General features: G+C 59.9%; 27 protein-coding genes and 3 pseudogenes. 12 read left to right on the top strand and 18 right to left on the bottom strand.

What is annotated here, in order from left to right; all coding sequences use genetic code 11:
* On the bottom strand, positions 1-780 hold a 780-nt coding region (locus tag ACFSUD_RS14575), incomplete at its 3' end, for a recombinase family protein (protein ID WP_386375233.1).
* A 228-nt stretch (positions 781-1,008) separates the two neighbouring features.
* Between ACFSUD_RS14575 and ACFSUD_RS14570 the strand changes: the two are divergent.
* The 5 genes and pseudogenes from ACFSUD_RS14570 to ACFSUD_RS14550 all read left to right on the top strand — a co-directional run.
* Positions 1,009-2,008, top strand: a pseudogene (locus tag ACFSUD_RS14570) (hypothetical protein).
* A gap of 197 nt (positions 2,009-2,205) precedes the next feature.
* Positions 2,206-2,814 (top strand): L,D-transpeptidase, encoded by a 609-nt coding sequence (locus tag ACFSUD_RS14565; protein ID WP_235602562.1) that lies wholly within the window; start codon positions 2,206-2,208, stop codon positions 2,812-2,814.
* 83 nt (positions 2,815-2,897) lie between these two features.
* Entirely contained in the window at positions 2,898-3,476 is a 579-nt protein-coding gene (locus ACFSUD_RS14560; protein ID WP_037941826.1) for a L,D-transpeptidase, read from the top strand.
* Positions 3,477-3,488: 12 nt separating this feature from the next.
* Positions 3,489-4,223, top strand: coding sequence for a DsbA family protein (locus ACFSUD_RS14555; protein ID WP_235183692.1), 735 nt, complete (start codon positions 3,489-3,491; stop codon positions 4,221-4,223).
* Between the two features lie 442 nt (positions 4,224-4,665).
* Positions 4,666-4,944, top strand: a pseudogene (locus ACFSUD_RS14550) (hypothetical protein); the annotation flags it as partial.
* A gap of 337 nt (positions 4,945-5,281) precedes the next feature.
* Here the strand turns inward: ACFSUD_RS14550 and ACFSUD_RS14545 are convergent.
* A complete protein-coding gene (locus ACFSUD_RS14545; RefSeq protein ID WP_037941822.1) occupies positions 5,282-6,463 on the bottom strand; it encodes a ZIP family metal transporter in 1,182 nt (393 codons plus the stop codon).
* On the bottom strand, positions 6,460-7,668 hold the full coding sequence (locus ACFSUD_RS14540) for a multicopper oxidase domain-containing protein (protein ID WP_235183691.1): 1,209 nt from the start codon (positions 7,666-7,668) through the stop codon (positions 6,460-6,462). Before ACFSUD_RS14540 ends, ACFSUD_RS14545 begins: the two co-directional genes overlap by 4 nt.
* A gap of 116 nt (positions 7,669-7,784) precedes the next feature.
* Between ACFSUD_RS14540 and mntR the strand changes: the two genes are divergently transcribed.
* Positions 7,785-8,237 carry a manganese-binding transcriptional regulator MntR gene (gene mntR, locus ACFSUD_RS14535; protein WP_037941817.1) on the top strand — a complete coding sequence of 151 codons (453 nt, stop codon included), beginning with the start codon at positions 7,785-7,787 and terminating at the stop codon, positions 8,235-8,237.
* A 122-nt stretch (positions 8,238-8,359) separates the two neighbouring features.
* Here mntR and ACFSUD_RS14530 read toward each other — a convergent pair.
* A pseudogene (locus ACFSUD_RS14530) lies at positions 8,360-8,730 on the bottom strand (IS5/IS1182 family transposase); the annotation flags it as partial.
* Positions 8,731-8,978: 248 nt separating this feature from the next.
* Between ACFSUD_RS14530 and ACFSUD_RS14525 the strand changes: the two are divergent.
* Positions 8,979-9,644 (top strand): L,D-transpeptidase, encoded by a 666-nt coding sequence (locus ACFSUD_RS14525; RefSeq protein ID WP_037941815.1) that lies wholly within the window; start codon positions 8,979-8,981, stop codon positions 9,642-9,644.
* 25 nt (positions 9,645-9,669) lie between these two features.
* On the opposite strand, the gene ACFSUD_RS14520 is transcribed toward ACFSUD_RS14525, so the two are convergent.
* Positions 9,670-9,954, bottom strand: coding sequence for a hypothetical protein (locus ACFSUD_RS14520; protein WP_037941814.1), 285 nt, complete (start codon positions 9,952-9,954; stop codon positions 9,670-9,672).
* Positions 9,955-10,136: 182 nt separating this feature from the next.
* Here ACFSUD_RS14520 and ACFSUD_RS14515 point away from each other — a divergent pair, with 182 nt between their 5' ends.
* The 3 genes from ACFSUD_RS14515 to ACFSUD_RS14505 all read left to right on the top strand — a co-directional run bounded on the left by ACFSUD_RS14515 (position 10,137) and on the right by ACFSUD_RS14505 (position 13,507).
* Entirely contained in the window at positions 10,137-12,491 is a 2,355-nt protein-coding gene (locus ACFSUD_RS14515; protein WP_037941813.1) for a heavy metal translocating P-type ATPase, read from the top strand.
* A gap of 34 nt (positions 12,492-12,525) precedes the next feature.
* The gene (locus tag ACFSUD_RS14510) at positions 12,526-12,813 is read left to right on the top strand and encodes a TFIIB-type zinc ribbon-containing protein (RefSeq protein WP_037941812.1); all 288 of its coding nucleotides are present in this window, start codon (positions 12,526-12,528) and stop codon (positions 12,811-12,813) included.
* 181 nt (positions 12,814-12,994) lie between these two features.
* Complete coding sequence (locus tag ACFSUD_RS14505) at positions 12,995-13,507, top strand: L,D-transpeptidase family protein (protein WP_035367119.1); 513 nt, start codon at positions 12,995-12,997, stop codon at positions 13,505-13,507.
* A 219-nt stretch (positions 13,508-13,726) separates the two neighbouring features.
* Here the strand turns inward: ACFSUD_RS14505 and ACFSUD_RS14500 are convergent, their stop codons facing one another.
* The 13 genes from ACFSUD_RS14500 to ACFSUD_RS14440 are packed head-to-tail and all read right to left on the bottom strand — an operon-like array spanning position 13,727 to position 24,330.
* Positions 13,727-14,728 (bottom strand): cytochrome c oxidase assembly protein, encoded by a 1,002-nt coding sequence (locus tag ACFSUD_RS14500; RefSeq protein ID WP_037941772.1) that lies wholly within the window; start codon positions 14,726-14,728, stop codon positions 13,727-13,729.
* The gene (locus ACFSUD_RS14495) at positions 14,725-16,662 is read right to left on the bottom strand and encodes a penicillin acylase family protein (protein WP_386375232.1); all 1,938 of its coding nucleotides are present in this window, start codon (positions 16,660-16,662) and stop codon (positions 14,725-14,727) included. The genes ACFSUD_RS14500 and ACFSUD_RS14495 overlap by 4 nt, the downstream gene beginning before the upstream one ends.
* 24 nt (positions 16,663-16,686) lie before the next feature.
* On the bottom strand, positions 16,687-16,854 hold the full coding sequence (locus tag ACFSUD_RS14490; protein WP_037941770.1) for a hypothetical protein: 168 nt from the start codon (positions 16,852-16,854) through the stop codon (positions 16,687-16,689).
* On the bottom strand, positions 16,845-18,458 hold the full coding sequence (gene lnt, locus ACFSUD_RS14485; protein WP_037941768.1) for an apolipoprotein N-acyltransferase: 1,614 nt from the start codon (positions 18,456-18,458) through the stop codon (positions 16,845-16,847). The genes ACFSUD_RS14490 and lnt overlap by 10 nt, the downstream gene beginning before the upstream one ends.
* Positions 18,425-18,883 carry a signal peptidase II gene (lspA, locus tag ACFSUD_RS14480; RefSeq protein WP_037941767.1) on the bottom strand — a complete coding sequence of 153 codons (459 nt, stop codon included), beginning with the start codon at positions 18,881-18,883 and terminating at the stop codon, positions 18,425-18,427. Before lspA ends, lnt begins: the two co-directional genes overlap by 34 nt.
* A 28-nt stretch (positions 18,884-18,911) precedes the next feature.
* On the bottom strand, positions 18,912-19,694 hold the full coding sequence (locus tag ACFSUD_RS14475) for a ZIP family metal transporter (RefSeq protein WP_037941766.1): 783 nt from the start codon (positions 19,692-19,694) through the stop codon (positions 18,912-18,914).
* 12 nt (positions 19,695-19,706) lie between these two features.
* Complete coding sequence (locus ACFSUD_RS14470) at positions 19,707-20,162, bottom strand: DUF411 domain-containing protein (protein ID WP_037941765.1); 456 nt, start codon at positions 20,160-20,162, stop codon at positions 19,707-19,709.
* A 3-nt stretch (positions 20,163-20,165) separates the two neighbouring features.
* Positions 20,166-21,539, bottom strand: a complete 1,374-nt coding sequence (locus tag ACFSUD_RS14465) for a M23 family metallopeptidase (protein ID WP_037941759.1) — start codon at positions 21,537-21,539, stop codon at positions 20,166-20,168.
* Entirely contained in the window at positions 21,536-22,153 is a 618-nt protein-coding gene (locus ACFSUD_RS14460; RefSeq protein WP_037941758.1) for an SCO family protein, read from the bottom strand. Before ACFSUD_RS14460 ends, ACFSUD_RS14465 begins: the two co-directional genes overlap by 4 nt.
* Positions 22,153-22,620, bottom strand: a complete 468-nt coding sequence (locus ACFSUD_RS14455) for a copper chaperone PCu(A)C (protein ID WP_037941757.1) — start codon at positions 22,618-22,620, stop codon at positions 22,153-22,155. The genes ACFSUD_RS14460 and ACFSUD_RS14455 overlap by 1 nt, the downstream gene beginning before the upstream one ends.
* 23 nt (positions 22,621-22,643) lie before the next feature.
* The gene (locus ACFSUD_RS14450; protein WP_037941756.1) at positions 22,644-23,303 is read right to left on the bottom strand and encodes a DsbA family protein; all 660 of its coding nucleotides are present in this window, start codon (positions 23,301-23,303) and stop codon (positions 22,644-22,646) included.
* Positions 23,300-23,722, bottom strand: coding sequence for a disulfide bond formation protein B (locus tag ACFSUD_RS14445; RefSeq protein WP_037941754.1), 423 nt, complete (start codon positions 23,720-23,722; stop codon positions 23,300-23,302). The genes ACFSUD_RS14450 and ACFSUD_RS14445 overlap by 4 nt, the downstream gene beginning before the upstream one ends.
* 5 nt (positions 23,723-23,727) lie before the next feature.
* On the bottom strand, positions 23,728-24,330 hold the full coding sequence (locus ACFSUD_RS14440) for an SCO family protein (RefSeq protein WP_317938997.1): 603 nt from the start codon (positions 24,328-24,330) through the stop codon (positions 23,728-23,730).
* Between the two features lie 171 nt (positions 24,331-24,501).
* On the opposite strand from ACFSUD_RS14440, the gene ACFSUD_RS14435 reads away from it, so the two are divergent.
* Positions 24,502-24,930 carry a MerR family transcriptional regulator gene (locus ACFSUD_RS14435; RefSeq protein WP_037941862.1) on the top strand — a complete coding sequence of 143 codons (429 nt, stop codon included), beginning with the start codon at positions 24,502-24,504 and terminating at the stop codon, positions 24,928-24,930.
* A 103-nt stretch (positions 24,931-25,033) separates the two neighbouring features.
* On the top strand, positions 25,034-25,612 hold the full coding sequence (locus ACFSUD_RS14430) for a cation transporter (protein ID WP_037941752.1): 579 nt from the start codon (positions 25,034-25,036) through the stop codon (positions 25,610-25,612).
* Positions 25,613-25,665: the final 53 nt, after the last annotated feature.

The raw sequence follows: 25,665 nt of genomic DNA, 5'->3' as shown, positions 1-25,665 counted from the left end.
CCGGGTGCAGATCGCCTGAAGCGTGATGTCGGGGTCCGCGCCCTTGATGCCGGCGACGATGGCGGGCAGACGGTCGTCGGTTTCGCGGCGCCCGGCGCGGGCTAGCACCTCGGCCGGCAGGAAGCCGTCGCCGACATAGGCCTTCACAGCGCGCAAGAGACGGCTTTGGGTCCAGCGACGCGCCTCGGGCAAGGGGCCGTTGATGATGCGCACCACGTCTTCCCAGGCCAAGTCGGGTCGCAACCGGCGCACATGGGGAACCCAATCTTGTGCCGTCTCGTTCAGATGCTCCATGTAGCCGTCTTGTCGCGCCAGCCGTACTTTGCGAAGAGCAGCAGGGTCTTTGGCCCGCAGTCCAGGGTTCCCGCCGACCCGGCCCTTGGTACGGGCGCTCGCCAGCCCCGCCTTGGTACGTTCCCGGATCAGCGCCCGCTCGAACTCGGCCGCGGCGCCCAGAACCTGCAGCGTGAACTTGCCTTGCGGGGATCCGGTGTCGATCGGGTCCTGAATGGAACGAAAGAACGCCCCCTTGGCCTCCAACCGTTCGATCACCTCGAGAAGGTGCGACAGAGACCGTGCGAGCCGGTCGATCCGTACGACAACCAGCGTGTCGCCCTTGCTAATGCGCTCCAGCAAGCGGGCAAGCACCGGCCGGGCACGATTGCCGCCTGAGGCGTGCTCTTCGAAGATCTCGACGCATCCCGCAGTTTGCAGGGCCTCAGACTGGGGCAGGGGGGTCTGATCCTCTGTGGATACGCGCGCATAGCCTATCAGGGGCATGAAAATCGGCCGTTTGCAATTTCATATACCGTTACTAAACGACCATTTGTAAACGAATGCAATCAAGCGTTCTCTCGTCGGGCTGGGCCACAATCCCTTGGTTTCCTTGCGCTGTGCGCGAACTGAGAGGTTCCGCCGGCAGTCGAGTGCGCGTACTATATAAAGGGCGCAGGCAGCTGCCAAAAAAAACGCTTGGGTAATGTGCAAGAAATCAGTCTTTTTGTGCACATGAAGACGCAAGCCTCTACTTTTACCGATGATTACGACGAACCCCTTATCACCATCCAGGAGGATGAAGAGGCTCACGAAGACGATCTCTGGTTTCTGCGTAGGTTACTTGAAGAAGAACCGGATGATTTGCCTCCAGGGCCACGGGCGGAACCGCCCGACACTGCTGTCGTCGAAGTCTGGGCAAAAGCAGAAGGCGTTCACGCTGCGCGACTGGCAAGAGTGGCTGGACGCTTGGGAGCTCTGGATGACTGGCTGCTGCGTGGCCCGGAAGGCTGGCGGCATCGCCTCGCTCTTATTGAGGCAGCGGACCTCAGCTGGTTCGCAGGGGATCGGGTGAGTTCTGATCGTCTGGCGCTCTGGATATCGATGCGGCTGTCAGGTGCACAGGATGACCTAAATGCACTGGCAAGAGTTGCATGGGCTGTTCGGCGCCTAACAGGCGGTCCTGGGCCGAAAGCTGACTTGGCCGCCTTCCTGGACCGTCGCGATCCCGAGAACACTGGAGACAGCGCTGAGCGTTTCGAGGATCGCGCGGGTGGGTGGCTGGACCTCATGGCAGCCGCAAAGGGTCTCCACCCGATCACACGGGCGTGCATGGGGTATAACCTGTGGAGCTTGGCGGGCCTCGGACGCCACGGCGACCAGATCGAAGCTACCGTCACCGCGTCCAGGGTCGCGACCAGCGATGGAAGCGGTGCCATCTTCGCGCCGCTCGCTATGGCTGGGGCCGGGGGGGTGCGCGTTTCGGGCTTGCCACCCGAACGTTTGGCCCGCTGGTTGGATGGGATGAGCAGCGCAATTATCTGGCCGCACACCGGTTGCCTTGTGAAAGGTTTTCACGGAATGGCCCTTGGTCTCCGCCCCGATGGCTGAGGCCATGACCGGAGCCAGCCGCGCCGCCGTTCAGCGCAATCTCGCCTGGATGGAGGCAAGCGGTTTGATCCGCGAGGTGGCGGGGCACGGGAGATGTCGCATGTGGAAAGCTGACTTAGTATAGGTCATTTGTCGAGGCTGACACAGGCTTGACCTGCCACGCTTTAGCGCCGCCCCAGATGATCGTTTAAGCCACTTTCCGTTCGAATGCTACAGGGCTTTTCCAGCCCAAAGCGTTCGTTCGCTGTTCGTCTCACGTTTTTGTGACAATTGATCGCTTGAAGCTCCAGTGGGTGAAGGTTGTAAACAGACGAAAGAGGCATGACCGAAGGGTTGATCATGAAGCTAATTAAAGACTCATCTTTCTCACGTCGCGGAGCGCTGCTCGGTGCGGCCGCAAGTGGGGTGTTCCTAGGAGCAGGCGTTGCAACCGCGCAAACCACAGCACCACTTGGTACACCACCAGTGCGCCGCAATATTTCATCCTTCAGCACCTCAAACTGGCGGGATCACTTCGAAAATCTAAACCACGGTGCAATCCTGTGCGACATTGATTCCCGAGCGGTGCAATATTGGTCAGAGGATGAAAGTGTTTATAAGCTGTATCCGTCGAGCGTTCCGGAATCCGAAGAACTGACAAAACGCGGATACACTAGCGTTATCAAGAAAGTGGAAGGACCAAGCTGGCGCCCAACTCCTTCGATGAAGATCCGCAACCCGGATTGGCCAGACTATTTTCCACCCGGTCCTGACAACCCCTTGGGCACACACGCCCTCTACCTTTCATGGCAATATTACCGCGTCCACGGAACGGGGGACACGCGGAAAATTGGCCGCCAATCGTCGAACGGATGCATCGGCCTTTACAACGAACATATCAAAGAACTGTTCGCTTTGGCTGAGGTAGGAACACAAGTGAAATTATTTTGATCGCGCACTTAGCATGACTTGTTAAAGTCTTTTCTCGTGTACTGGCGTTCATTCAACGTTCACCTTTCGAAAGCCACAGCTTCATGAATCGAAGAAAATTCCTCCTTGCCGCCGGGGCTGCTGGCGCTTTGACCAGTCAGCCAGTTTCAGCCCATGTAGTGCTGCCAAAGTATGATTTACCGCCGGAGTATTTACCCCAAGTAGTGAGCATTCCAGAGGGCTCCGCTCCATACGAAATCCATGTTGTTCCAAGCCAGTTTGCCCTGTTCTGGACCCAACCCGATAATACTGCAATTCGCTACACCGTCGGGATCGGTCGTCCGGGTCTTTATGAGGCAGGTGAATTCTATGTGGGGGCAAAGAAAGAATGGCCCAGCTGGACACCGACCCCGGGCATGTTGCGTCGTGAACCGAAGAAATATGGACCGTTTCGGAATGGAATGCCTGGCGGTCTGAGCAACCCTCTAGGCGCGCGGGCCCTCTACCTCTTTCAACCGGGACGCGGGGATACCTTTTTGCGTGTGCATGGCACTAATGACCCAAGCACTATTGGCCGTGCCGTTTCAAACGGATGCGCCAGATTGGTGAACGATCAGATTGTCCAGTTTTATGATATGGTTCCGCTGGACACGCGTGTGATCCTGTACCCCGCAACTTTCTAGGAAGAATTTAAGATGTCACTAGCGCGACGCGACCTGTCAAAAATTATACTTGCAACAGTCTTCGCAGCATTTTCTTTCACTACTGTGGCCGCGCAAGAACTCAATGAGGCAGATATTAAGCGTCTGGCGCTTGAAGCGATCTTGGAAAAACCCGAAATTCTGATCGAAGCGCTTTCAATCCTACAAGAACGTGAAAATGCAGCACTTGTTGAAGCGCAGTCTACAGCTTTAACTGAATTGCGCGACGACTTCGAACAGAACGCTCCTATCTTCGGAAATCTGGATGGTAGCGTCACGCTAGTCGAATTTTTTGACTATAACTGTGGATATTGCCGCCGCGCAGCACCTGAAGTCAAAGCCGTGCTGGAGACAAGCAAGGATGTCCGCATTGTTTATCGTGAATTCCCGATCCTAGGGCCCGGTTCCGAAATTGCAGCGCGCGCGTCACTTGCCGCGAGAAACCAAGGTAAATATCAGCAGTTTCACGAGGCAATGATGGCATTGAACGGACAAGCCTTTGAAGCAAGCGTTATGGAAGTTGCAGGCGATGTGGGGCTCGATCTCGAAGTTTTGAAAACAGATATGCAATCAGACCTAGTGAACGATCACATTGCTGCCTCTCTGCGTCTGGCAGAAGCTTTGCGTATAACTGGAACGCCGACGTTCGTATTGGGTGATGAAATAATCCCCGGTGTGATCGAGCGCGGCACCCTTCTTGAAAAGATTGCAGCCCTCGTCCCCGAGTGAAACGGACGACGATTGTGAAATCGGACCTTAAATTCCTTGACCTTCCACCTGCTGGACCCTCTATCTCTGTAGTTGTCCGGAGCAAGAGGTCTCAATATCGAAAGCGAAAAGTCATTCACGTCCGGCATTCAAAAGATGAATTGTTCATCTTGTATTGGCCATGTGGAAAAGGCTTTGAGCTCGGTATTGGGTTTCTCTGAGACGCACGTAAATCTGGTGTCACGTAGCCCTTACTTGTGAGATGAGAAATTCAACGAGATCAACGGCTGTCCTTTGCCCCTACTAAATATGAGATTTTGCTTTTAGCTCCGATATTCTTGCCCTTAATCTAAAGATAGAGTTCACAGACTTGTGCGGCAGATATCGATGGAAAATGATGGCGTCGACTCCGTTGCCGATAGTGATGAAGAGGTGCGCTGGCGATTGACGTCGCAACGCCGATATGGAAATAGCATGCCTGACCGCGATGCGGCAACTCGACGACATCCAGGCATGGTCAGCGCGGGCGGAAACCATGATGGCCCCGCTTTCTGGCAAGACACCACCAGCATTGCGCGCGGTGCTGACCGAATGGCCCGTCGTCTCCGCTCCAATAGCCGAGACCCTGACCGGTGCCAGCCGCGGCACCGTCCAGCGCAACCTTGCTTGGATGGAAGCACAAGGTCTAATCTGCGAGGTGACCGGAACGGAGTGTTTCCGCATGTGGCGGGCCATGCCATGAAACACATCTAAAGAAGCACTCGTTTTGGTGTGTAGCATCTGTTGCTGGTTTAACGGAGGCCCAGAATTGTGACAGAACAAAAATATGAGACAGTACATTTCGACGTGCGGCTCAGCAATAGTGGTCAGATGGGTTTGCAGTGTTTTCACCTATCTGTGATATCCAGGTGGATCCTCTAGTCCCTCTAGCCTCAAATTCTTCATTTTGAAATCACGAAAGAATAAGTCTCTTGGGCGCACAAACTGAGGCACGAAAATAGCGATCTCCCCGTGGACAGACGGGGTCAGTTTATCGAGCTGGGCGACCGCCCCATGAGGCCGAAACAGCCGATCACCGCTCAGATTTTGATCAATGCTGCCGTCGCGTACATGAATGCGATGCCGCCCAGAAACCCGACCAGTACGACTGGTGACATCAGCGCTGCCTGCCTGTCGGCGTTTTGACGGACAAGGTAGGCGCTGACCTCGACCATGACTTGCAGGATCGCACCCGCTCCGACGGCGAGTGCCAGTGCCGACCATTGCGGCGCATAGGCAAGGCTGCCCGCCCACATTCCGAGGATGGCCGGGCCACCGGCGAGCAGGGTCAGGGCGGCAAACGTCCAAAGGTTCGGCCGGGCACGAAGCATCGGGGCGGCGATGCCGATGCCCTCGGTGACATTGTGTAAGGCAAAGCCTAGGACGAGGAAAGTTCCAAGCCCCGCCGATCCGGCGGCGAATGCGCCGCCGATTGCCAGCCCTTCGCCGAAGTTGTGAAGCCCGATCCCAAGGGCGATGTAGAACGCAAGCGCGATGCCTTCCGGATTGCCGCGCCATCGCCCGATAGCCATCAATAGAAGAAAGCTTGCAAGCGCCGACAGCCAGACCATGGCAGAACCTTGGAATATCGCGGCCGCTTCTGCCGATAGCTCCAGTGCCTCGGATATGGTGTCGATCAGCAGGAAGGCCAGCAACCCGACCGTCAGCGCCAGCAGAAAGTTCATTCCCCTTCGCCCGACGCCCTTCATGGCCGGATAGAACATCAGGCCAAGCGCTACCGGCAAAAGGCCGACGATCGCCCCGATCACCGCCTGGAGCCGAAGTTGCCCCCAGGTGGGACTTGGCGTCGAGACGGCGACCCCGATCTCATGCCCGAAGGTCGCGCCCGTGTTGGTCAGCAGGTTGACGTGATGGGCCTCGCCGAGAACCCACGGATAGGGAATTCGCAACCAGACCGCTTCGCCCCGGGCAATCGGCCCCGCGGGCTCCTGCGTGAAGGTCCAGTAGGCGTCGTCCACTGCGACTTGCGCGACCACCATTGCTTCCGATCCGCCGGCGCGCACCCTGAGCGAAATCCCCGACCCGTCAAGGATCGTCCGTTCGACGGTCAGCGCCTCAACCGGGGGCGCGCCGTTATTGAAGCCGCGAAGGGGATCGAGCGACGCAATCCAGACAAAGGCGCCCAGCATGGCAGCCAGTGGCGCTAGCACCAGAAGCAGGCGGGTCTTCGGCGGGCGGCTGTGTTGGGTCTGATCGGTCATGCTCCGGCCTCCCGCACGTCGAAAAAGCCCATCCAGCCAAGTTCGGTGAACTCGGCCTGGTGGGCATGGAACATGTACAACCCATCCTCGTGATCGGCGAAGCTGAACTCGAGGATGCCGCGCTGCGCCTGACACTGCATAATCACATCGACCGTGCGCAGGGTCGGCGTGAGCTGGGTGCCGGTGTCGTAATAGTCGAAGAAATTCCCATGCAGGTGGAACGAGTTGATCGGATCGAACTCGGTCGCATTCATGAGGTAGATACGTACCGGGCGCGACTTGTCGATCCGGATCGGCGCGTTCATGTAAGCTTGGCCGACCGTGTTTACCGCATAGACCTCGTTCTCACCATCGAAATTGGTGTCAAAGCCGTTCATCACCATCGCCAGTTCCTGCCATTCGGCGTTTTCCGGGCTGCCCAGCACACGCGACGCCGCAACGGCCGCAAATTCGGGGTGGCGCGCCGGATCTGGATCGACCACGAACAGGCCGTACATGCCCTTGTGCATGTGCCGTTTCAGCGGCAGCGCGTGGCAATGATAGAGATGACAGCCGAAGGGCTTGGCATCGAACTCATAGACGAACTCCTCGCCCGGATCGATCAGCCCGGCGCCTTGAACGCCGTCCATTCGCGCCGAGTGAATGCCGTGAAAATGCATGGAATGCGGGTGTGACCCGAGGTTGCGAAAGACGATCCTCAGTCGTTCGCCCTCCTTCGCTCGCAGGGCGGGGCCTGGCACGCGGCCGTTGAACGTCCAGGCGGGAAAGAAAACGCCGGGAGCGATCTCGATCTCCACGTCGATGGCGTCCACCTCGAACGTTCGCAACGTGCGCCCATCCGGCAGGACTTCGGTGCGACCGATCTCCCAGTCGGTCAGCATGGCCGTCGGGTCGAACCCGTTCCGGGCGTGGTCGACCTGGCCGACCATCGTCATGTTGCCATGCGCCATGCCACTGTCATGGGCCGAATACGGATCGACCGCCCCGCCGGGCATAGCATGCCCCGCCATCGGGTCGGGCGTTGCCTGGGATTGCGCGCGGCTCGCGGCCACGGCCGCTCCGCCGGCAGCCACCAGACCGCCGACCAACAACGCGCGTCGCGACGCCGATACTGGCTCCGTGACCATCGCAGGTGGCGCTGTGGGCCGAGATGTCTCCACGGCGGACGACACATCGCGCCCTCGCTTGCTGGTATCGACAGGCATGGACGTTGTCCCCTCAGATGACACGCAGGCCAAAGTCCCGGCGCAAAAAGTTAGCTTCGGCTAATAATCATCGCTTAGGCTTTACGAGTCAATCCCGATCGTGCGAGGGTGACGGCATGACGGATGATGAGAACCTTGATCCAACCGAGGCAGAGGCACGTGCGGTCGAATCCCGCGCCGAGGCCTTCATCGGTGTGCGCGAAGCGCGGCGCAGCGAAGTGGCGGAAGATTATGTCGAACTGATCGCCGAACTCATCCACGAGAACGGCGAGGCCCGGCCGGTCGATATCGCGACACGGATGGGCGTGACTGCGCCGACGGTCGCAAAAACACTTGGCCGTCTGGCGCGGGACGGCTTGATCACCCGTGCGAAGTATCGCTCGGTATTTCTGACCGAGGAAGGCCGGGCGCTCGCCAAGGAATGCAGGCACCGCCACGAGATCGTCTTGCGGTTTCTCCTGAGCCTCGGGCTCGACCCCGAGACGGCTGAACGCGATGCCGAAGGCATCGAGCACCATGTCAGCGAACGGACGCTTGCGCTGTTCGCGGCGTTTTCCCAGCGGTCATAGTCGGGTGGTTGCCGTTGAAGTAAGCGGGTTGACCTTAGACTTTAACTTACCAATCGAGGGGTCCTCGATGCAATGTTCTACAAATAGGCTGATAGGCGGTGTTAACCATTCTCCGGACGGACTTATTCCAAAGCTTCTGTGACGGGGATGCCAAGGGCGGTGTAGCTGTTGACGACTGCTAAGCGGAACTGAAGCTTCGCACCATGGCGGCCAAAGTCCGACGCGATGAGCGGCTGACCAAGCAGTTTCACACATTGCATCTTCGTCTCGGCGCGGCTTCGGCGGGGATAACCGCTCCATTGTCGCCAGAGCGCACAGCCCAGAGACTGCGATGCCCGTATGGCCTAATTACGAGCCGCCGCTACAGCTATGATCTCCATCCAAGCTTTGCGTTCTTACGGGGCGAAATAACGGAATGAGAGCCGGAGATGGCATCGTAGTATTTGCGAGTGGCGTAAGTTCCGTGTGCCGTGACGCTCCCGATCTCATGGTCGCGATATCGAAGCCGCTGTGCCTAAATTTCCAGACAATCTGCGATTTCACGAAGTGTCGCTGCGCAACTTCGGACCAGGTATCGTGCGAGCAGTTTTCTCCTCCCAAGCAAACTGGAAACTGCCAGGATCGCATGTTTGCTCACGAAAATTTGCCCTTGAACCTCTAGCCACTAGAAGTCCTATCTATTCAATGAGAACACATACCGTTCTTGCCATCAATCGCCGGCGGGAACCGAAAGGGTACAAAATGCTGACAAGACGACACTTCATTCAGACAACAACGGCGCTTTTTTCGGTGACCGGTCCCGGTATGGCTTTTGCCGACACTTGGCCCACCGAGGCTCAGAAGGCTGAATGGGACGCACAGGTGACGCCTCAGGATTATGTTGCCGAGACTTCCAACCCATGGGGATTGCACCCGCGGTTCCTACCGCAACGTGTGGTCGCGAAGGCCGGTCTCGTGCCGGGAGATATCCATGTCGACGCGGTCGCACGATATCTCTACCACATTGAAGAGGGTGGAACCGCGATGCGCTACGGCGTGGCGATCGCGCGGGGGAACCTCTACGAGCCGGGTGTCTATACAATCAAGCGCAAGGTCAGGTGGCCGCACTGGCAACCGACACAGAGCATGATCAATCGCGACCCCGAACTTTATGCTGACATTGCCGATGGCATGGAACCGGGACCGGAAAACGCGCTTGGATCAAGGGCGCTGTATCTTTACGTCGGGGATCGCGATACCCTTCTGCGCATCCATGGCACTCCGAGCCCACGGAGTATCGGTGGCCGCGCAAGTTCGGGCTGCGTACGGATGGTTATGGCCCATATCAATGACCTTTACCCGAACGTCGAGACCGGCTCTACGGCCTATCTTTACTCGGCGGAGGACAGCGTGACTGCCCGCAGCTAAGCCAAGCAGCGGTCGGCAAACGTAATTAAGTTTCGCGAGGGGTGCAGATACGATTGCCGTTCGCCGTGCGCAGCGGCAGCAAGGTTGTTTCTACGGGGCCGCTGTGTTCGTACCAGTAGCACCCGTCTTCCGGTACCAAGCGCGCAGTTGCAACATCCTGATCCGGAGCAGCCATTGCAATCACGGCTTCGGGAACGTTGCCCCCCCGTTTTGCCGCGTCGCCCGGTCCAGTCGGCTGGACTGCGCACCCGGCCGTGAGCGACAGCGCCACTGCGACCATCATTTTTTGCTTCAGAATCAAAACCCGCATCAAGCTTCCTTTCATGTCTGTTTTTCTTTGCAGCGGCTGTTCATGCCTCAAGGCGTGATGGAGCCGGTCACCGCATCCTCTAGCAATAAATCAAACTGAAATACCACCGTATTTTGCTCTTGAAGCTCTAGCTACTGTAGGGGCTATTTCATGGTAAAGCACCCGAATCCAGAGGTCCATTCATGCCGTCCGACACCCATCGTCACGACCACGATCACGCCGAAGATGCCCAGACAAGCGGCGGCAGCTGCTGCGGGAGCGCCAGAACGTGCGGCGACACCGTTCCGGCGACCCCCGCGCCAGCGGGCGGGCGCAGTTTTCAGGTGTCCGGCCTCGATTGCGCCGAGGAGGTAGCAATCCTGAACAAGGTGGTCGGCCCGAAGATCGGCGGGGCCGAACATCTTGCGTTCGACGTGATCAATGGACGGATGACTATTCTCGACAGCGCCAAGAGTGTATCGGACGGCGAAATTGCAGAACTGGTCGCAAGCACCGGCATGACCGCCAAGCCTTGGGATGCCGAAAACGCGTCGGTCGACCAGGCGGCCCATCTTGCACGCCAGCGGCTGTTTACGTCGCTCAGTGGCGGCTTCTGGGCCGCGGGATTTCTGTGGCACATCATCGAGACCGGCATGGGGGGGGCACTCGGCCTCTTCGCAGGGCACGGCGAAGCGCCGATGCCACTGGTCGAGGCAGGGTTATTCGCGGTTGCGATCCTGTTCGGTGTTTGGCTCGTGGCGCCCAAGGCATGGTCGTCCGCACGGCGGCTGTCGCCCGACATGAACCTGCTCATGGTCGTCGCAGTCGCGGGTGCAATTGGCCTCGGCGAATTTTTCGAGGCGGCGACGGTCGCGTTCTTCTTCTCGCTCTCGCTTTTCCTCGAAAGCTGGAGCGTCGGGCGTGCGAGGAATGCGGTTTCAGCTCTGCTGGACCTGGCGCCGCCGACGGCAAGAATTCTTTATGATGACGGTTCGGAAGCGGACGTACCGGCTTCCGCGGTTGCTATCAACGCACGTTTCGTCGTGCGCGGCGGAGACCGCATCCCATTGGATGGTGAGGTTGTCGATGGGGCAGGGGCCGTCGATCAGGCGCCAATCACCGGAGAGAGTGCGCTGGTCCCAAAGGAACGGGGCGACGAAGTCTATGCCGGTACGATCAACGGCGAAGGCACACTTACGGTGCGCGCCACGAAGGCCGCCTCGGACACCGTGTTGGCCAAGATTATCCGCATGGTCGGCGACGCCCATGCCCGCCGCGCGCCGGTGGAGCAGTGGGTGGCGAAATTCGCCCGCATCTATACGCCTATCGTCATGGCTCTCGCCATTGCAATTGCCCTGCTGCCGCCGCTCATTTTCGGTGGGGCCTGGGATTATTGGTTCTACAATGCACTCGTGCTGCTGGTGATCGCCTGCCCGTGTGCTCTGGTCATCTCGACACCGGTCTCCATCGTCGCCGCACTCACCGCCTCAGCGCGGGCCGGAGTGCTGATCAAGGGCGGTGCATATATCGAGGCACCGGGTAAGACCACTGCACTGGCCATGGACAAGACCGGCACGATCACCATGGGCGAGCCCGAGGTGGCGGCGGTGCATCCGCTGGGCAAAGCATCGGCGCAAGATCTGATGGCCCTCGCCGCTGGGCTGGAGGCACGTTCCTCGCATCCCTTGGCGCGCGCCATTCTCGCGCGGGCAGAAGCCGACGGCATCAAGGTATTCGCCGCGGAAGATACCCGAACCGTTCCGGGCAGGGGACTTGAAGGACGCACAGACGGCCGGTCGATCTGGCTGGGGTCGGACCGGTTTGCCGAGGAGAAGGGTTTCGGCGACGCCATTCCGAAGGATTTGCGCGACCGCATCGAAGGGGCTGGCAGCACCCTTGTTGCCGTGGGCGACGACACCGGCGTCACCGGCATCCTGGAATTGCGCGACCGTATCCGCCCCGATGCCAAGGGCATCGTGGCACAGCTCCACGCGCAGGGCGTGAAGACCATCGTCATGCTGACGGGCGACAACGAGCGGACAGCGCGCGCTGTTGCAGCCGAGGTCGGCATCGACGAGGTCCGTGCCGAGCTTCTGCCCGAAGACAAGGTGACAGCTATCGAAGAACTGGTCGAAACGCATGACATGGTGGCCATGATCGGCGACGGGGTCAACGACGCCCCGGCCATGGCGCGCGCGCATTACGCCATCGCAATGGGTGCCGTTGGTTCGGACGCGGCAATCGAGACGGCGGATATTGCCCTGATGACAGACGACCTCGGGAAGGTGCCTTGGCTGATCGGTCATTCGCGCCGGACAATGTCGATTATCCATCAGAACATCGGCATTTCCTTGGCGACCAAGGGCGTTTTCGTTGTCGCTACCGCGTTCGGACTGGCATCGATGTGGGGCGCTATTGCAGCCGACGTAGGAGTGTCATTGCTGGTGGTGGCCAACGCCCTGCGCCTGCTTAACAGCCAAGAGGCCAAGGCGCCGCCGTCCGGCGGTGAACAGGTTGGCGAAGGCTTGGCCAAAGGGGCGCTGGCACATGGTCATTGAACTGGGAGAACGCGGAAAGGAGCCGAGACGGGACATGAGCGTGAAGGGCAGGATGATGTGTCCGGTTTGCGAGGTGCCCTTGAGTATGACAGAACGCCAGGGGATCGAGATCGACTTTTGTCCCGATTGCCGGGGTGTCTGGCTCGACCGAGGCGAACTGGACAAGATCATCGAGCGTTCGGCACCTGATGTGGCGCCTCAGCGGGTGCCTGAGCCGCGCGGCTACAACGATGATCGCGGCTACCGGCGCGGAAAACACGGCGGCGGCGACGGCAAGCACGGCTATCGCCGCAAATCCTGGCTTCACGAGTTGTTCGATTAAGGCCTGCCGTGGCTCCCTGCCGGTCGCCCTCAAGGCGCTGCGGTAGGCCCGCAAGGCATTCAGCGGTGAGCAGGTTGGTCCAGCGATGGCAAAGGCCGCGCTTGCCCACGGACATTGATCACGCAGCATTTGCAAGGTAATGTAGTGTCCATATCAGCCCTCACGAAAGAGGCATCGAGCAGTGAAAACCATCCGATTTCCCCGCCGCGCCGTCCTGCTGGGCGGGTTGGCAGCGTTTTTGTCTGGCTGTGCCAGCAAGTTCCGCAGCTATGGCGGACCCGAGGTGACCCGTGTTCGGCTTTACAAGGGGCAGCGTTTGCTTGTTCTGGACGGAGCCGATCGCGTATTGCAAACCTATCCGGTCGGGCTGGGTTTCGCTCCTGAGGGTCACAAGCAATTCGAGGGAGACGGCCGGACCCCTGAGGGCGCTTACGTAGTCGATAAGCGCAACCCCGACAGTACGTATCATCTTTCGGTTGGCATCTCCTATCCGAATGAGGCCGACATCGCCTTTGCTGAAGCGCAGGGCCTTTCCCCCGGCGGCGACATCTTCATCCATGGTGGTCCACGCCCCGGCATCGACCCAACGGACGTCCGCGACTGGACAGCTGGCTGCATCGCGGTCACAGATCGGCAGATCGAGGACATCTATGCAATGGTGAAAGACGGAACACCGATCGACATCTACGCCTGATGGGAGGAGATGATCTTCCGTCAGATCAGGCAAATCGTCGGTACAGGGCCACGTTGATCGCTTCGATGGCGATCACGGCCAAAGTGACGCTCGCCGCCGTGGGGCAGCGCAAGCACCCGGTACGCGTAAGGACACTACAATATGTGTCCAGCCATGGCAGTGGCGCAACAGGCGGGCCCTAGCGGAGAAGAATACGTCTGGTCTCATGTCGAATTCAATCTATCCGAGGCCATAGACGATGGTCACGACGGTAATCATGCCAACCATGAACATGGAGAATGCGCCAAGTGCGAGCGTACGGCCCATGTCCCGGTTCGGCTTCTCTACTTTCAGACGCAGTTCCTCCGCGGTTTCCGGAAACTCGAGCGCCGCCGCATTCGATTGGCGCATCAGGTCGTAGCGGGACGTCCAGCGCCGTTCCTCCGCCGCGTTCCAGCCGTTCAGCACCAGAATGATTGCCACGATGAGAACCATCGATGACGGGACCCAGATTACGTAGCCACCGATTGTCTCGTCAGCCAGGGCGCGAAGTCGACCATCGCTCGCTGCGATGATTTCTGATCCATAGAGGGGCACATCCTTGAGCGTTGTCAGGGAGCCTAGAAAGATGTTGGAAACGATCACCACGAACCCTGACATCAGCCGAGCACCGCGCCGCGCTCCTTCAGGTGGATCGCGCAGATCGAACAGCAAAGCAAAGTACCAAAGCCCAGCCAGCACCATAGACAGATGTGCCAGCGCTTCCATCGCTGCAATACGTTGTGTAAGGGCGTAAATCATCGGGATTTGCCAGACGAAAAGCGCACCAATCAACAAGGAGGTGGCAGATGCAGGAAGCGCCAAGAATCGCGGGATGCGCGCACGCCCAATCGCGGCAAGGCGTCGGCGCCATTCCCTTTTCAACCCGGCTTGAAGGCCAAGCCAGGGCTGAGAAACCGCGATAAGAAGCGGTCCTACCAGTCGCAGAAGAAGATGCTCGACCTGATGTACGGAAAATAGACTGTGCCCCAATGGCGCGAGCGGCCCATTCGTCGCGACGAGGACGGCCGCGAGGCCGACAAAGAAGGCGGTTCGACGCCAACCAGAAACCCTTCCGAGACAGCGAGCGTGTATTTTGAGCCCACGCAAAAACAGCCATGCTGTAAGACCGACAACAATGAGCGACACCGGTGACAGCACATAGCCGAAAGGGTCGTAAAGGAAGAAGAAGTTCGTGATCATTCGCTCTGGCCCTCGCTCATCCGAGGGTTGTCGGAGGTAGCCGGTGTGAGCCGCGATATCCCGGAAGCGCCGCCACGGGCCAGTGACAGATCGGTCGACATGGTGAGGTATTCGCCTTGTATCCACGAGGGAAAGAGATTGTCGTAGAATCGAGATAGCGGATGTCCCGACTGTCCGGCGGGCGAGATGTAGTATGATCCCGCTGCTTCCGATATCGACATGACCGTCTGAAAATTGCTTCCGGCACTCACAAGGAATGGACGGTCTTCTTCAACACCAAATGACGTCAAGAATTGCGTAAAGGGATCGCCTGAGATCGGCGCTTGAAGGGACAGCAGGTCGGTCAGCAACCCACGTGAACTGATCGGCGACCACTGCATGTCCAATGTATGCTCCTCCCCCCAGGTCCAGGTCGAAAGATCGCGCCCATATCGATCGACCAGCCAGCCAAGGGCATCATCCAAGGCCACTCGAACCTGCTTCTCACATGTCTCTCGAGGTGACGATGGACGGATGTCGCACCAGATCGCGCTGCCGCGACGATCGCTGAGTACCGCATAAAGAAAGTCCGGGTTCGGACGGGTCCAGAGTTGCTTCGCTATCGGAAACTCGTCTTTCAAAATGCGCTGCTGCAGAGCCCAGACCCAGGTCCAAAACAGCAGAGGTTCCGGCGAATATCGATCCATTTCGCCATTCCACGACGCAAGCCTGTCCAGTAGCTCACGACGAAGGTCGTCTGTATCGGTGCCTTCGATGCTGTCTCTGGACTGCACGAACCAAAGCTCTTTCGCCATCAGGGGCAGGAGGGTTCGCGCCACGGAACTTACGGTGTCCCTTTGAACACCCATGACGCCTTCTGTCGAGAAGATCGATTGCCGCGTTTCAAGCTCCGCCAGTCGAATGTCGCGAAATGACGACGCCCGTACGGCTTCCTCTTTTGGCCAACGGTCAACGGTCTCTCGATCAATTACCAATGCCTCCATGCCCTTCGGCAACATGTCTGCGGCAACTCTAGTGGCATCGTTCGCGTCGGCTGAACGCGCAAACAGCTCCAGCATCGTCAGGAAACCTGCCGTCTGCATGGATGATGGCCCCCCTGGCGCCTCCTCGTCTGGCACGGGAAGTGACCGGAAGGCCCAGGCGACGCGCGCGTTGCGGCCAACAATAGCGAAAGGTACGCCCGGCATTGTGGCCCCTATGGCCGGCCCCGTCGAAAATTGAAGATCGGCGAGATACCATTTCGAGGGAAGCGACAGGGAACCGCTGATTTCGGCGGCGAGAATTGGCGTCCCGGTAGCGGTTCGGTCACCGTCCATCGCCCACGCATTGAGTCGCTGCTGCGGATCAGTCGCAAGTAGTTCGGGCACTCTCGGGCGATCCGTCGGTATAATGGCACCTGATATACTCGGCATTCCTTCCCGTGCGCTTCCCGGTCGCAGGCCATTCAGGAAAGACCGGGCAATCCTCAGGCTATCGCCGGGTGTCCAGGCCGCGATCGACCGTTCGTCTGCGATCAGCAGCTCCGGAGAGCCTCTGCCACGCCCGCCTTCCGACACAAGCTCGAGCCACGCATTGACGCCCGCGGCATAGGACGCGAGCGCGTCTGAGACCGCTGGCGCAACGGACAATGTCTCATCGGATGGCCACGAAGCTTCCGCTTTTCGCCTTGCCCTTAACAGTTGACCGAGCCTGTCTTGGGCGTGAACGAAGCCGATCGCGAAGTAGACATCTGCAGCGGAAGTTGCGGAGATGTGCGGGACTGCCGAAGAATCTCGCAGAATGTCGACCGGTCCGCCTAAGCCTGCGACCGCGAAGTCCTCGTCGTAGTCGGGAACGGATGCGCTCAGCAGAAAATAGACCAACCCGGAACCAACCGATACCGTGATGCAGATTGCCAGAAACCCGTACAGCAATATGTTGAAAAGCCGTCTCATGTCGGTGCTGTTTCGAAACCCTTCTTAAAAAAAGATGCGCAAGAGGACCACCGATATGAAATAGGTGAGAAGACCGAAGGCGATCGCCGAACTCGCCGCATACTGGAGGATATCCAGCCGGTTTCCTTTTCGGCGTCGCGCCAGATATCCACCCCAGATCGCACCCGCGACAATGCCCGCGATTAACAGCATGACTTTTTCTCCGTTCTTGTTCTCTTGTTGCACCGGTGTGTGCCAATCAGACCTGCAGCCAGTCCCACGGTCCAAGTAGTGAAGATGAGAGCCAGCAGCGCCCAGTCGCCGAAGCGCGCATAGAGCGTTGGCGGATGAGCAGAGGGCAGAGCCGCATCTATGACACCGGTTTCTCCATTGCCGAGCCGCGCGACGAGGTCACCGTTTGCGTCGATGATCGCGGAGATCCCTGTGTTTGCGGCCCGGACGATGGGAAGCCCTTCCTCGACAGCGCGCATGCGTGCTGAGGCGAGGTGCTGCTCCGGTCCAATGCTGGTTCCGAACCAAGCATCATTGGTCGCATTGAAAATCCAGTCCGGCCGGAACAGGTCGTCGACCACATGGCCTGGGAAGATGATCTCATAGCAGATCGCCACGGCGACCAGCGGCACACCCGGAAGCGCAAGCGTTCTCGGGCCCGGTCCGGGCGTAAAATCGCCCAGACCCGCCGTGAGCCGCTCGATGGGCAACCAGCTGCGGAATGGCACATATTCGCCGAAGGGTACGAGATGGTGTTTCGCGTATCCGGTCAGGATCTCGCCGGTCTCGTCAAATGCCTGAACCGTGTTGAAATATTGGATCCCATCCTCACTCCGTACACGGTCCGGCACCCCGGTGAGCAGCACGCTGCCTTCCGGTAGCGCAGCGGCAATGCGGGCCTGCGCCTCCGTATCCTCATCGAGGAAACCCGGAAAGGCGGTTTCCGGCCAGAGAAGAACGTCGAAATCGCCGCGCCGGGTTGAAAGCTCAAGATAGCGCGCGAAGGTCGCCTCGCGGTTCTCGGGCGCCCATTTCTCCTCTTGTGGAATGTTGCCCTGGACGATGCGCAAATCGACACCGGGTGGCTGTTGTGCATCCGACTGGAGGCGAAGCGTGCCGACAGCCCACATCGTCGCTATGCCGGCCAGCGCCATGAGCGAAATGGTCAATCGTTGCCGCCCGGACGCCATGGCAGCCGCGCCGGGGAGTACCGCAACGAACACGGTGAGAAAGCTTAACCCATAGCTTCCGACCCAGGCGGTGGGCTGGCGAAAAGCGGCGTAATCGACCAGAGCGTAGCTGGCGAGGTTCCACGGAAGTCCTGTCAAAACGTGACCTCGCAACCACTCGGCAGCGGTCCAGGAGGTCGCGAACAGGAGGCAGGCCAAGAGACTGCCCATGGCTCCGCGCCGCGCGATTTCGGCAAAAAGCGCGGCGGCAATGGCTGGGAAAATCGCGAGACCTGCGGACAATCCCGCGACCGCCGGGATCGCCATCGTCCCAAACCGCTCGGCCTCGACGTAGAAACTTTCCGCGATCCACGAAATCCCGAAACCGAACTGGCCAAGACCAAACGCCCAGCCGACGAGGAAAGCGCGCCCGAAGGAGAGATCGCGAAGACCGACAAACAACGCGGAATAGGCAATGGGAACAAGCAAGAGAAGCGAGAAAGGCGGGAAAGTCAGAACGGTCAGCGCCCCGGCGACGAAACCAAGCGTCATCCGCGAAAGAAAACGGTGGCGCAGAGCGATGCGGTTCAGAATTTCCGGCTTCACGACTTGATCGAACGCCGCGCGCTGATCCATGCCGCGGCGAGCAAGAGCCCCACGCCACTGACGACAAATACATCGGCCAAGTTGAAGGCAGGCCAATGTGTTGTGCCAATGTAGAAATCGAGAAAGTCTGTTACAGCCCGATACCGCACACGATCGATGACATTGCCCAGGGCTCCGCCAATGATCGCGCCATAGGCAAGTGTTTCGACCGCATTTTCGGCGCGAAACAGCATAACCCCTAGCCAAACACAGATGGCAAGAGCGAGAGCGATGAGGCTCCACCACGGAGCGCCGCCCAGCATCCCGAAAGTCACGCCGTCATTACGATAAAAGACGAGGTTGAATCCCGGAAACACGGAAATCCCGGCGCTTAAAGTGGCGGCATTCGCAACAACAATGGCTTTGGTGATCTGATCAATCGCGAACGCAGCAAGTGCTGCGAAGACGCCGATCATCGGAGATACCTTGTTTAGTGACATTGCCTCATCCCAACCAGACATCAAGGAACAGCATCAGAACGAGCCCGACTGCGAGACCGAGCGTCGCCCTGTTCTGATGGCCGCTGCGATGGGTTTCGGGGATGATTTCGTGGCTGATGACGTAGAGCATCGCTCCCGCGGCAAAGGCCAGTCCCCATGGAAGCAGCGGTTCCGACAGTGTGATGATCCCGGCCCCGAACAGGCCGCCAATCGGCTCGACCATGCCCGTTAGCGCCGCGATGCTCCAGGCGCGCAGCTTCGGATATCCCTCGCCCAGCAGAGATACAGCAACGGCCAATCCTTCGGGCGCATTCTGAAGCCCGATGCCGACAGCAAGCGGCAGACCGCCCTCTATACCTCCGGATCCGAAGCCGACCCCGACCGCGAGGCCTTCGGGGAAGTTGTGGATCGTGATCGCGATGATGAACAGCCAGACCCGCCGCAGAGACGCCGCTTCGGGTCCTTCGCGTCCTGTCTTGAAGTGCTCGTGCGGCAGCTTTTCGTTCATCAGCGCGACAGCCCCCATGCCCAGAAGGATCGAGACGCATACGATGGCCGCAGGCATCGCGCCGTTTTCGAATATTGGCTCTGCCGCATCCAATGCCGGGATGATCAGCGAAAAGAACGAGGCTGACAGCATGACACCGGCGGCGAAGCCGAGCGACAGATCGCGCGTGGCCCGAGACGGGATGCGCCCGAACAGCACGGGAGCTGCTCCGACTGCTGTGAGCGAACCGGCGGCGAGACTTCCGAGAAAGCCGAGCGTTATCGGAGACAGATTTTCCATGGGCGGGCCAGATTATCCTTCGGCGTAGCTCGAAAAGACTTCCGTCGACCCGTCCTTGCGGATGAGGAAGACATCATAGGCCTCGCGGTCGTCTTCTGGCCCCATGCCGGGCGAGCCGTAGGGCATCCCCGGAACGGCGAGGCCGACGGCGTCCGGGCGCTCCTCGCGAAGGCGGCGGATGTCAGCGGCTGGGACATGGCCTTCGATCACGTAGCCATCAATGAGCGCGGTGTGGCAGGAGACCATGCGCTGCGGCACGCCGTTGTCGAGCTTGAAGCGAACCAGCGCCCCACCGAACATGTTCTCGCCCTTCGGCGCAAACCCGTTTTCTTCGAGATGGTTCATCCACGAGAGGCAGCAGCCGCAACCGTTCGTCTTGCGGACGTCGATCGCCGTTGCCTCTGCGAGGGCCTGTGCCGCCGGGAACAGGGCGAGCGTGATGGCAAGAGCTTGGGTCATACGTTTCATGGGTCAGAGCCTTTCGGTTGTCGTTTTGGCAATCTCGCTGCCGAGGTTTTCATTCAGAAGCGCGCGCGCCTCGGCCAGGCGGTAGAGCGCGGCGGTATCATCCGCTTCGCTCTCTGCTGCTTCGGCGAGCCGGTTGTCAGAGAGGGGGTCAGTCGGGCGCCCATCCACGAGAACTTCGTAGTGCAGGTTCGGACCTGTCGCCGTGCCAGTCGCGCCGACGCGGCCGATCACATCTCCCGCCGCAACGCGTTGGCCTTGTGCCAGGTCTTCCGGCACGGCGCTCAGATGCGCGTAGCGCGTCATGGTGTCGGAGCCGTGCAAGATTTCAACCACGCGACCATATCCGCCGCGCCAGCCGATGAAATTGACCCGCCCCGGTGCCGTCGCTTGAACCGGTGTCCCACGTGCCGCTGCGAAATCGACGCCGGTGTGCATCCGGACGTTGCCAAAGACCGGATGCGTTCGGCGCCCGAACACCGAGCTGAGGCGCGCACCCTCGACCGGCTGTGCGAAGACGCGCAGCACCTCGCCATCGACGTAGATCGTCGCCTGACCGCTTCCGTCGTCAGGCCATACGATCTCATAGAGCGAACCGCCGATCTCCAATGCCGCGAAGGCAAGATCGGGTTGTCCGATCCTGTCCTCGCCGACCCGCGCCTCGCGCCAGAGAAGCCTTAGTGTCTCGCCACCGGCCATCTCGCGGCGGAAATCCACGGTCCCACCCAGCATCTGCGCAAGGTCCACCGAAAAACGGGCGGGTATGCCGGCTTCGTCGAGTGCCGCGAAGATCGAGCTGTCGATCACGGCTTCGCCGGCAAGGGTTAAGATCTCCGGATCCGGAGCCACGACCTGCGTGGACAACTGCTCGCCGAAAACCACCTCGATCCGCACTCCGTCCTCGACGGCGAGTGAGACGATGCGGGGGCTGCCGTCCACGGTCGAAGCGACAGTGACCGAGTGCCCAGGCCGCAGCCGTCGCAGATCGTATTCCGCGCCAAGCGCGAGGGCAACTTCGGCTCTGTCAGGTGCCGCAAGTCCAGCTTCGGACAGCAAGAAATCGAGCGTCTCGCCAGGTGCAATGTCGCGCGACCACGTCGACAACGGTGGCTCGATCGCCCTTACCGGCCTGTCGGCAAACGCGACCTGCAGAAGGGGTAGGGGGCCGAGGTCGGGTGCATCCTCTGCCCATGCCGTCGCGGGCGGCGTCACGAGGATGTCAACGTTTCTAAAGGCTTCAGGACCTTGGGGCATCCAGCCACCTGCCTGAGCAAGTTCCGGTGGCGCGGGTTCTTTCGACATGAAATCAGAGATGGCGATAGCCGCTCCCGAAACCGTCCCCGCAATTGCGACACAAGCCGCCAAAGTTCTGAGCCTCATGTCGCCCCCTCCATTTCTTCTGCCAGCGCGCGGCGAATTTTCGGCACCGCGAATTCTCTGGGTTCGTGATAGTCGATCATGGTGACGAACCGCCCAGAGGCTGCGAATAGGAAGACGCTCGCGGTGTGGTTCATCGTGTAATCGCCGCTTTCCATCGGCACCCGCACGTAGGTGGCGCGGAAGCCGTCCGCGACGCGCGCGATCTGCTCTTCCGGTCCCGTCCAGCCACGTATCCCAGGATGGAAGTAGCCGACATATTCGGCCATCGTTTCGACAGTGTCGCGCTCGGGATCGACCGTGATGAAAACCACGTTCATCTCGTCGGCCTCGCCTCCCAGATCGTCGAGCCATCCCGAAATGTCCGAGAGCGTGGTCGGGCAGACATCGGGACAGTAGGTGAAGCCGAAGAACGCCATCGTCGGGCGACCGATCAGGGTTTCTGGCCCGACCGCGTTGCCCTCATGATCCGTCAGACGGAAATCCATCTCGGTCAGGGCGACAGGCCGCTGCCCGACAGGTTCCGGTCCATCGACCTGCCACCAACCGACGAAGAGCATCAGGGCGACCGCCCCGACACCAGCCGCGCCGTACCCCAAGATCGCCCGTCGCCGCATCAGTCCTCTGGCCCCCGCGCGGCTATTCCGAGGATCGGCACCTCGACCGTCACTTCGCCTCCGTCGTCGAAAAGCAGGGTCAGCGGAAAGGTGTCCCCTTCCGTCATCGGTTCTTGTAGCCGCATCAGCATTGCGTGCAGGCCCCCCGGTTCGAGCGCGACGCTCTCGCCCGGGGCGATCGCGATCTCCCCCGCCGGGCTCATGGAACTTACACCTTCGGCATTTGTCTTCGTCTCGTGGATTTCGGGCATCATCGCGAGCGGTGTGGCAAGGCCGGTCAGCGTCACTGGCTCGTCGCCAGTGTTGCGGATCGTCATGTAAGCGGCCCCGGGACGGTTCATCCCGATGGACGCGCGGGACCACGCGTTCTCGACGACCACATCCTCGGGTCCGGCCAGCGCGGGCACCGAGAGCCCTCCAAGGGTCAAAAGCGCCGCCAGTGTGCTGGTCAAAATATACTTTTTCATCGTTCTGATCCTGCCCGTTGTATTCAGCTTTGCGCGGCAGCGACTTCGGCGGCCACCAGACGACGCAATTCTGCCTCCCCGAATGGATCGAGCGGCTTGCCGTTCACGAAGAATGTGGGCGTCTGGCGAATTCCCACGGTCTCGACGTCAGCACGATCCTGGTTCAGGATCGCCACGACATCGGGTGCCAGCATTTGCGTGCGCGCGGCCTCGGCATCGAGTCCGGCCGTGGCGGCGATCTGAAGGATCAAGCCAGGCGCCGGGGCACCGTGCGACGCCCATCTCGGCTGTTCCCGCAGAACGGCCTCAAGCACCGGCACGTAAACGTCCTGCATGCGCGCCGCCTCGAGCACGCGGATCGCTTCCTCGGATGCCGCGCCGTGGAAGGGCGTGTAGCGGATCACGACGCGGACAGCATCCCCATGCTCGGCCATGATGTCCTTCACGATGGGATGAAAGGCGCGACAGGCCTCGCAGGCCGGATCGAAGAATTCGACGATCGTGACGGGCGCCTCCGCAGGTCCGAGGATGGGCGAGTAGGGGCGGATCATCGCCTCAGCAAGTTCCGGAGCAACAGGCTCCGCTTCGGCCACCGGGCCGGGGCGGGTTGCAAACCAGGTGGCTCCGCCGAAACCGGCGACGCCGAGGGCGAGAACGGACAGGATCAGGCCGCGTCGGTTCATGTTCGTGTGTCCTTCAATGAAAGGGCCGACAGCGCCCCGATCAGCGCGAAGGCGACGAGCGCCATCAGCGGGATAGGGACGCCGAAGACCAGTTGGTTGTCATCGGTGCAAGAGGGGCCGGTGGCCGTGCAGGGCTGGATGCGTTCGGGAACAAGACCGACGTACAGCCCCATGTGCCACAGGGCGACTGCGCCGCCGCCAAGCGCCAATGCGATGCCGTAGCGCCCCACACGGCCGTCCCGCCACCACAGGCCCAGCCCGAGGATAATGGCCAAGGGGAACATGAAGGCGCGCTGGAACCAGCACAGCACACAGGGCGTCTGCCCCAGCACCTCGCCGATAAAAAGCACGGCAAGCGAGGCGACGAGCGCGATGATCCACGCCAGCCCGAGGGCTGTTTCTCCGGATATGCGGTTCATTTCGGTCAAATCCTCTCTTCCAGATCGGCGAGGATCTCTTTGGCGGAGGTGCCGTAGGGCCACGAGTCGGCGAAGCCTGCCTCGGGGTCGAAGAGGAACAGATGCGACGTGTGGCCCATGGTGTACCCATCCGGCGCTGCGGCCTCTTCGACGCGCTCAAAGAAGATTGGAAACGTCTCGGACGTGGCGGCGATCTGTTCCGGCGTGCCCGTCAGCCCAATGATGCCCGCATCGAACAGCGGGACGTATTTGGCGAGTGCTGGGGGCGTGTCTCGTTCAGGGTCGATTGTTATGAAAATCGGCTGGACCTCGGCGGCATCGTCGCCCAGACCGTCCATCACCGCCGCGACCTCAGATAGGGTCGTCGGGCAGACATCGGGGCAGTTGGTAAAGCCGAAAAACACCAGCATCCAGCGCCCCGCAAAGTCCTCCTCGGTTTGAACCATACCCCGGTGATCTGTCAGTTCGAATTCAGCGAAAAAAAGCGGCTCGGCGTCAGTTCGGGCGCTGTCGACACGATAGTCAGACCAGAGCAAAAGCCATACGAAGGCAAGCGCTGCCACGCCTGCCAAAACCCAAAGAAATTTCTGTGCCGATGTAAGGGACAATCCTGTGCGCCTGTTTGTGATTCTTATTGCATGTGCGGATACATCCTCTAGCCGCTAGAGGTTCAAGCACGAAATCATGGTATAGCTTGAACTCACGCGTCTGTGAATCCGGCACTTGTTTATTCCGACGGCAAAACCTACACAAACTATATCTTTTTCATGGAGGCGAAAATGCTCACGATCGGTACGCTGTCAAAGAAGACCGGCACAAAGGTGCAGACCATCCGGTACTACGAACAGATTGGGCTCATGCCCGAACCTGGCAGGACCGAAGGCGGACAGAGGCGCTACGACAATGCACAGCTCGACCGACTATCCTTCATCCGCCATTCGCGACAACTCGGTTTCTCGCTCGATGCGATCCGCGAGCTGCTCGACCTCAGCGACCATCCCAACCGACCCTGTGACGAAGCCGATGCGATCGCGCGCCGGCAGCTCAAACAGGTGGAGCAGCGCATGGCCCGCCTGAAGGCGCTGCGCACGGAACTGAAACGCATGGTTCACGAATGCAGCGGCGGGCGGATGGGAGATTGCAAGGTGCTTGAGGTGTTGCGGGACCATTCGGAATGCCTGACCGAGCACGAGGAAATCGGGGCCTGAAGGAATTCAGCCAACATTCCGGCTGGAACGCAGATCAGCCGCAGAAGTTAATGTGTCGTACAACACAAGCTGGAACCACAAAATGGCCGCTAGACAAGATTCAATGGAGAGACGGACGCTTTGGATCGTTCTGGCGCTCAATATCGGTTTGGCCGTGGCCTTTTTCGCAACAGGCGCCTTCGGCGACTCAAGTGCCCTGATCGCCAACGGGCTCGATAACCTCTCCGACAGCTTCGTCTACGCGATCAGCCTTTTCGCTTTGTCCCGATCCGACAAATGGAAACGCGGGGCGGCGAATGTTTCCGGTGGGCTGCTGATCCTGTTCGCTGCAGGCATCCTCTACGATGCGTGGCGCCGCTACATCGGCGGGTCAGATCCGCTCGGGACGATCATGATCGCCATGGCCCTGATTGCTGCGGCCATCAACGCAGTCTGCGTCTGGCTGCTCGCTAAGCTCAAGGATCCGGACGTCAACATCCGCGCGGCCAACACCTTCAGTTACAACGATTTCGCCGCGAACCTCGGAATCGTCGTGGCTGGCGGCCTCGTCGCCTGGCTAGGAACCAACTGGCCGGACCTCGTCGTCGGCGTGATTGTCGCCGGGATCGCGGCCTGGGGAGGTATCGACATTCTGCGCGACGCACACGGCGAACACCACAAAGCAGTTCATACGGGAAAGTAAATGCGGGAGATTCTTTCTGAAAGAAAGGATTGAAGCTACAGTGACTATAGCAA

The sequence above is a fragment of the Sulfitobacter aestuarii genome (assembly GCF_042685005.1).
Lineage (GTDB): Bacteria > Pseudomonadota > Alphaproteobacteria > Rhodobacterales > Rhodobacteraceae > Sulfitobacter > Sulfitobacter aestuarii.
This window is presented reverse-complemented; position numbering and strand designations above follow the sequence as displayed.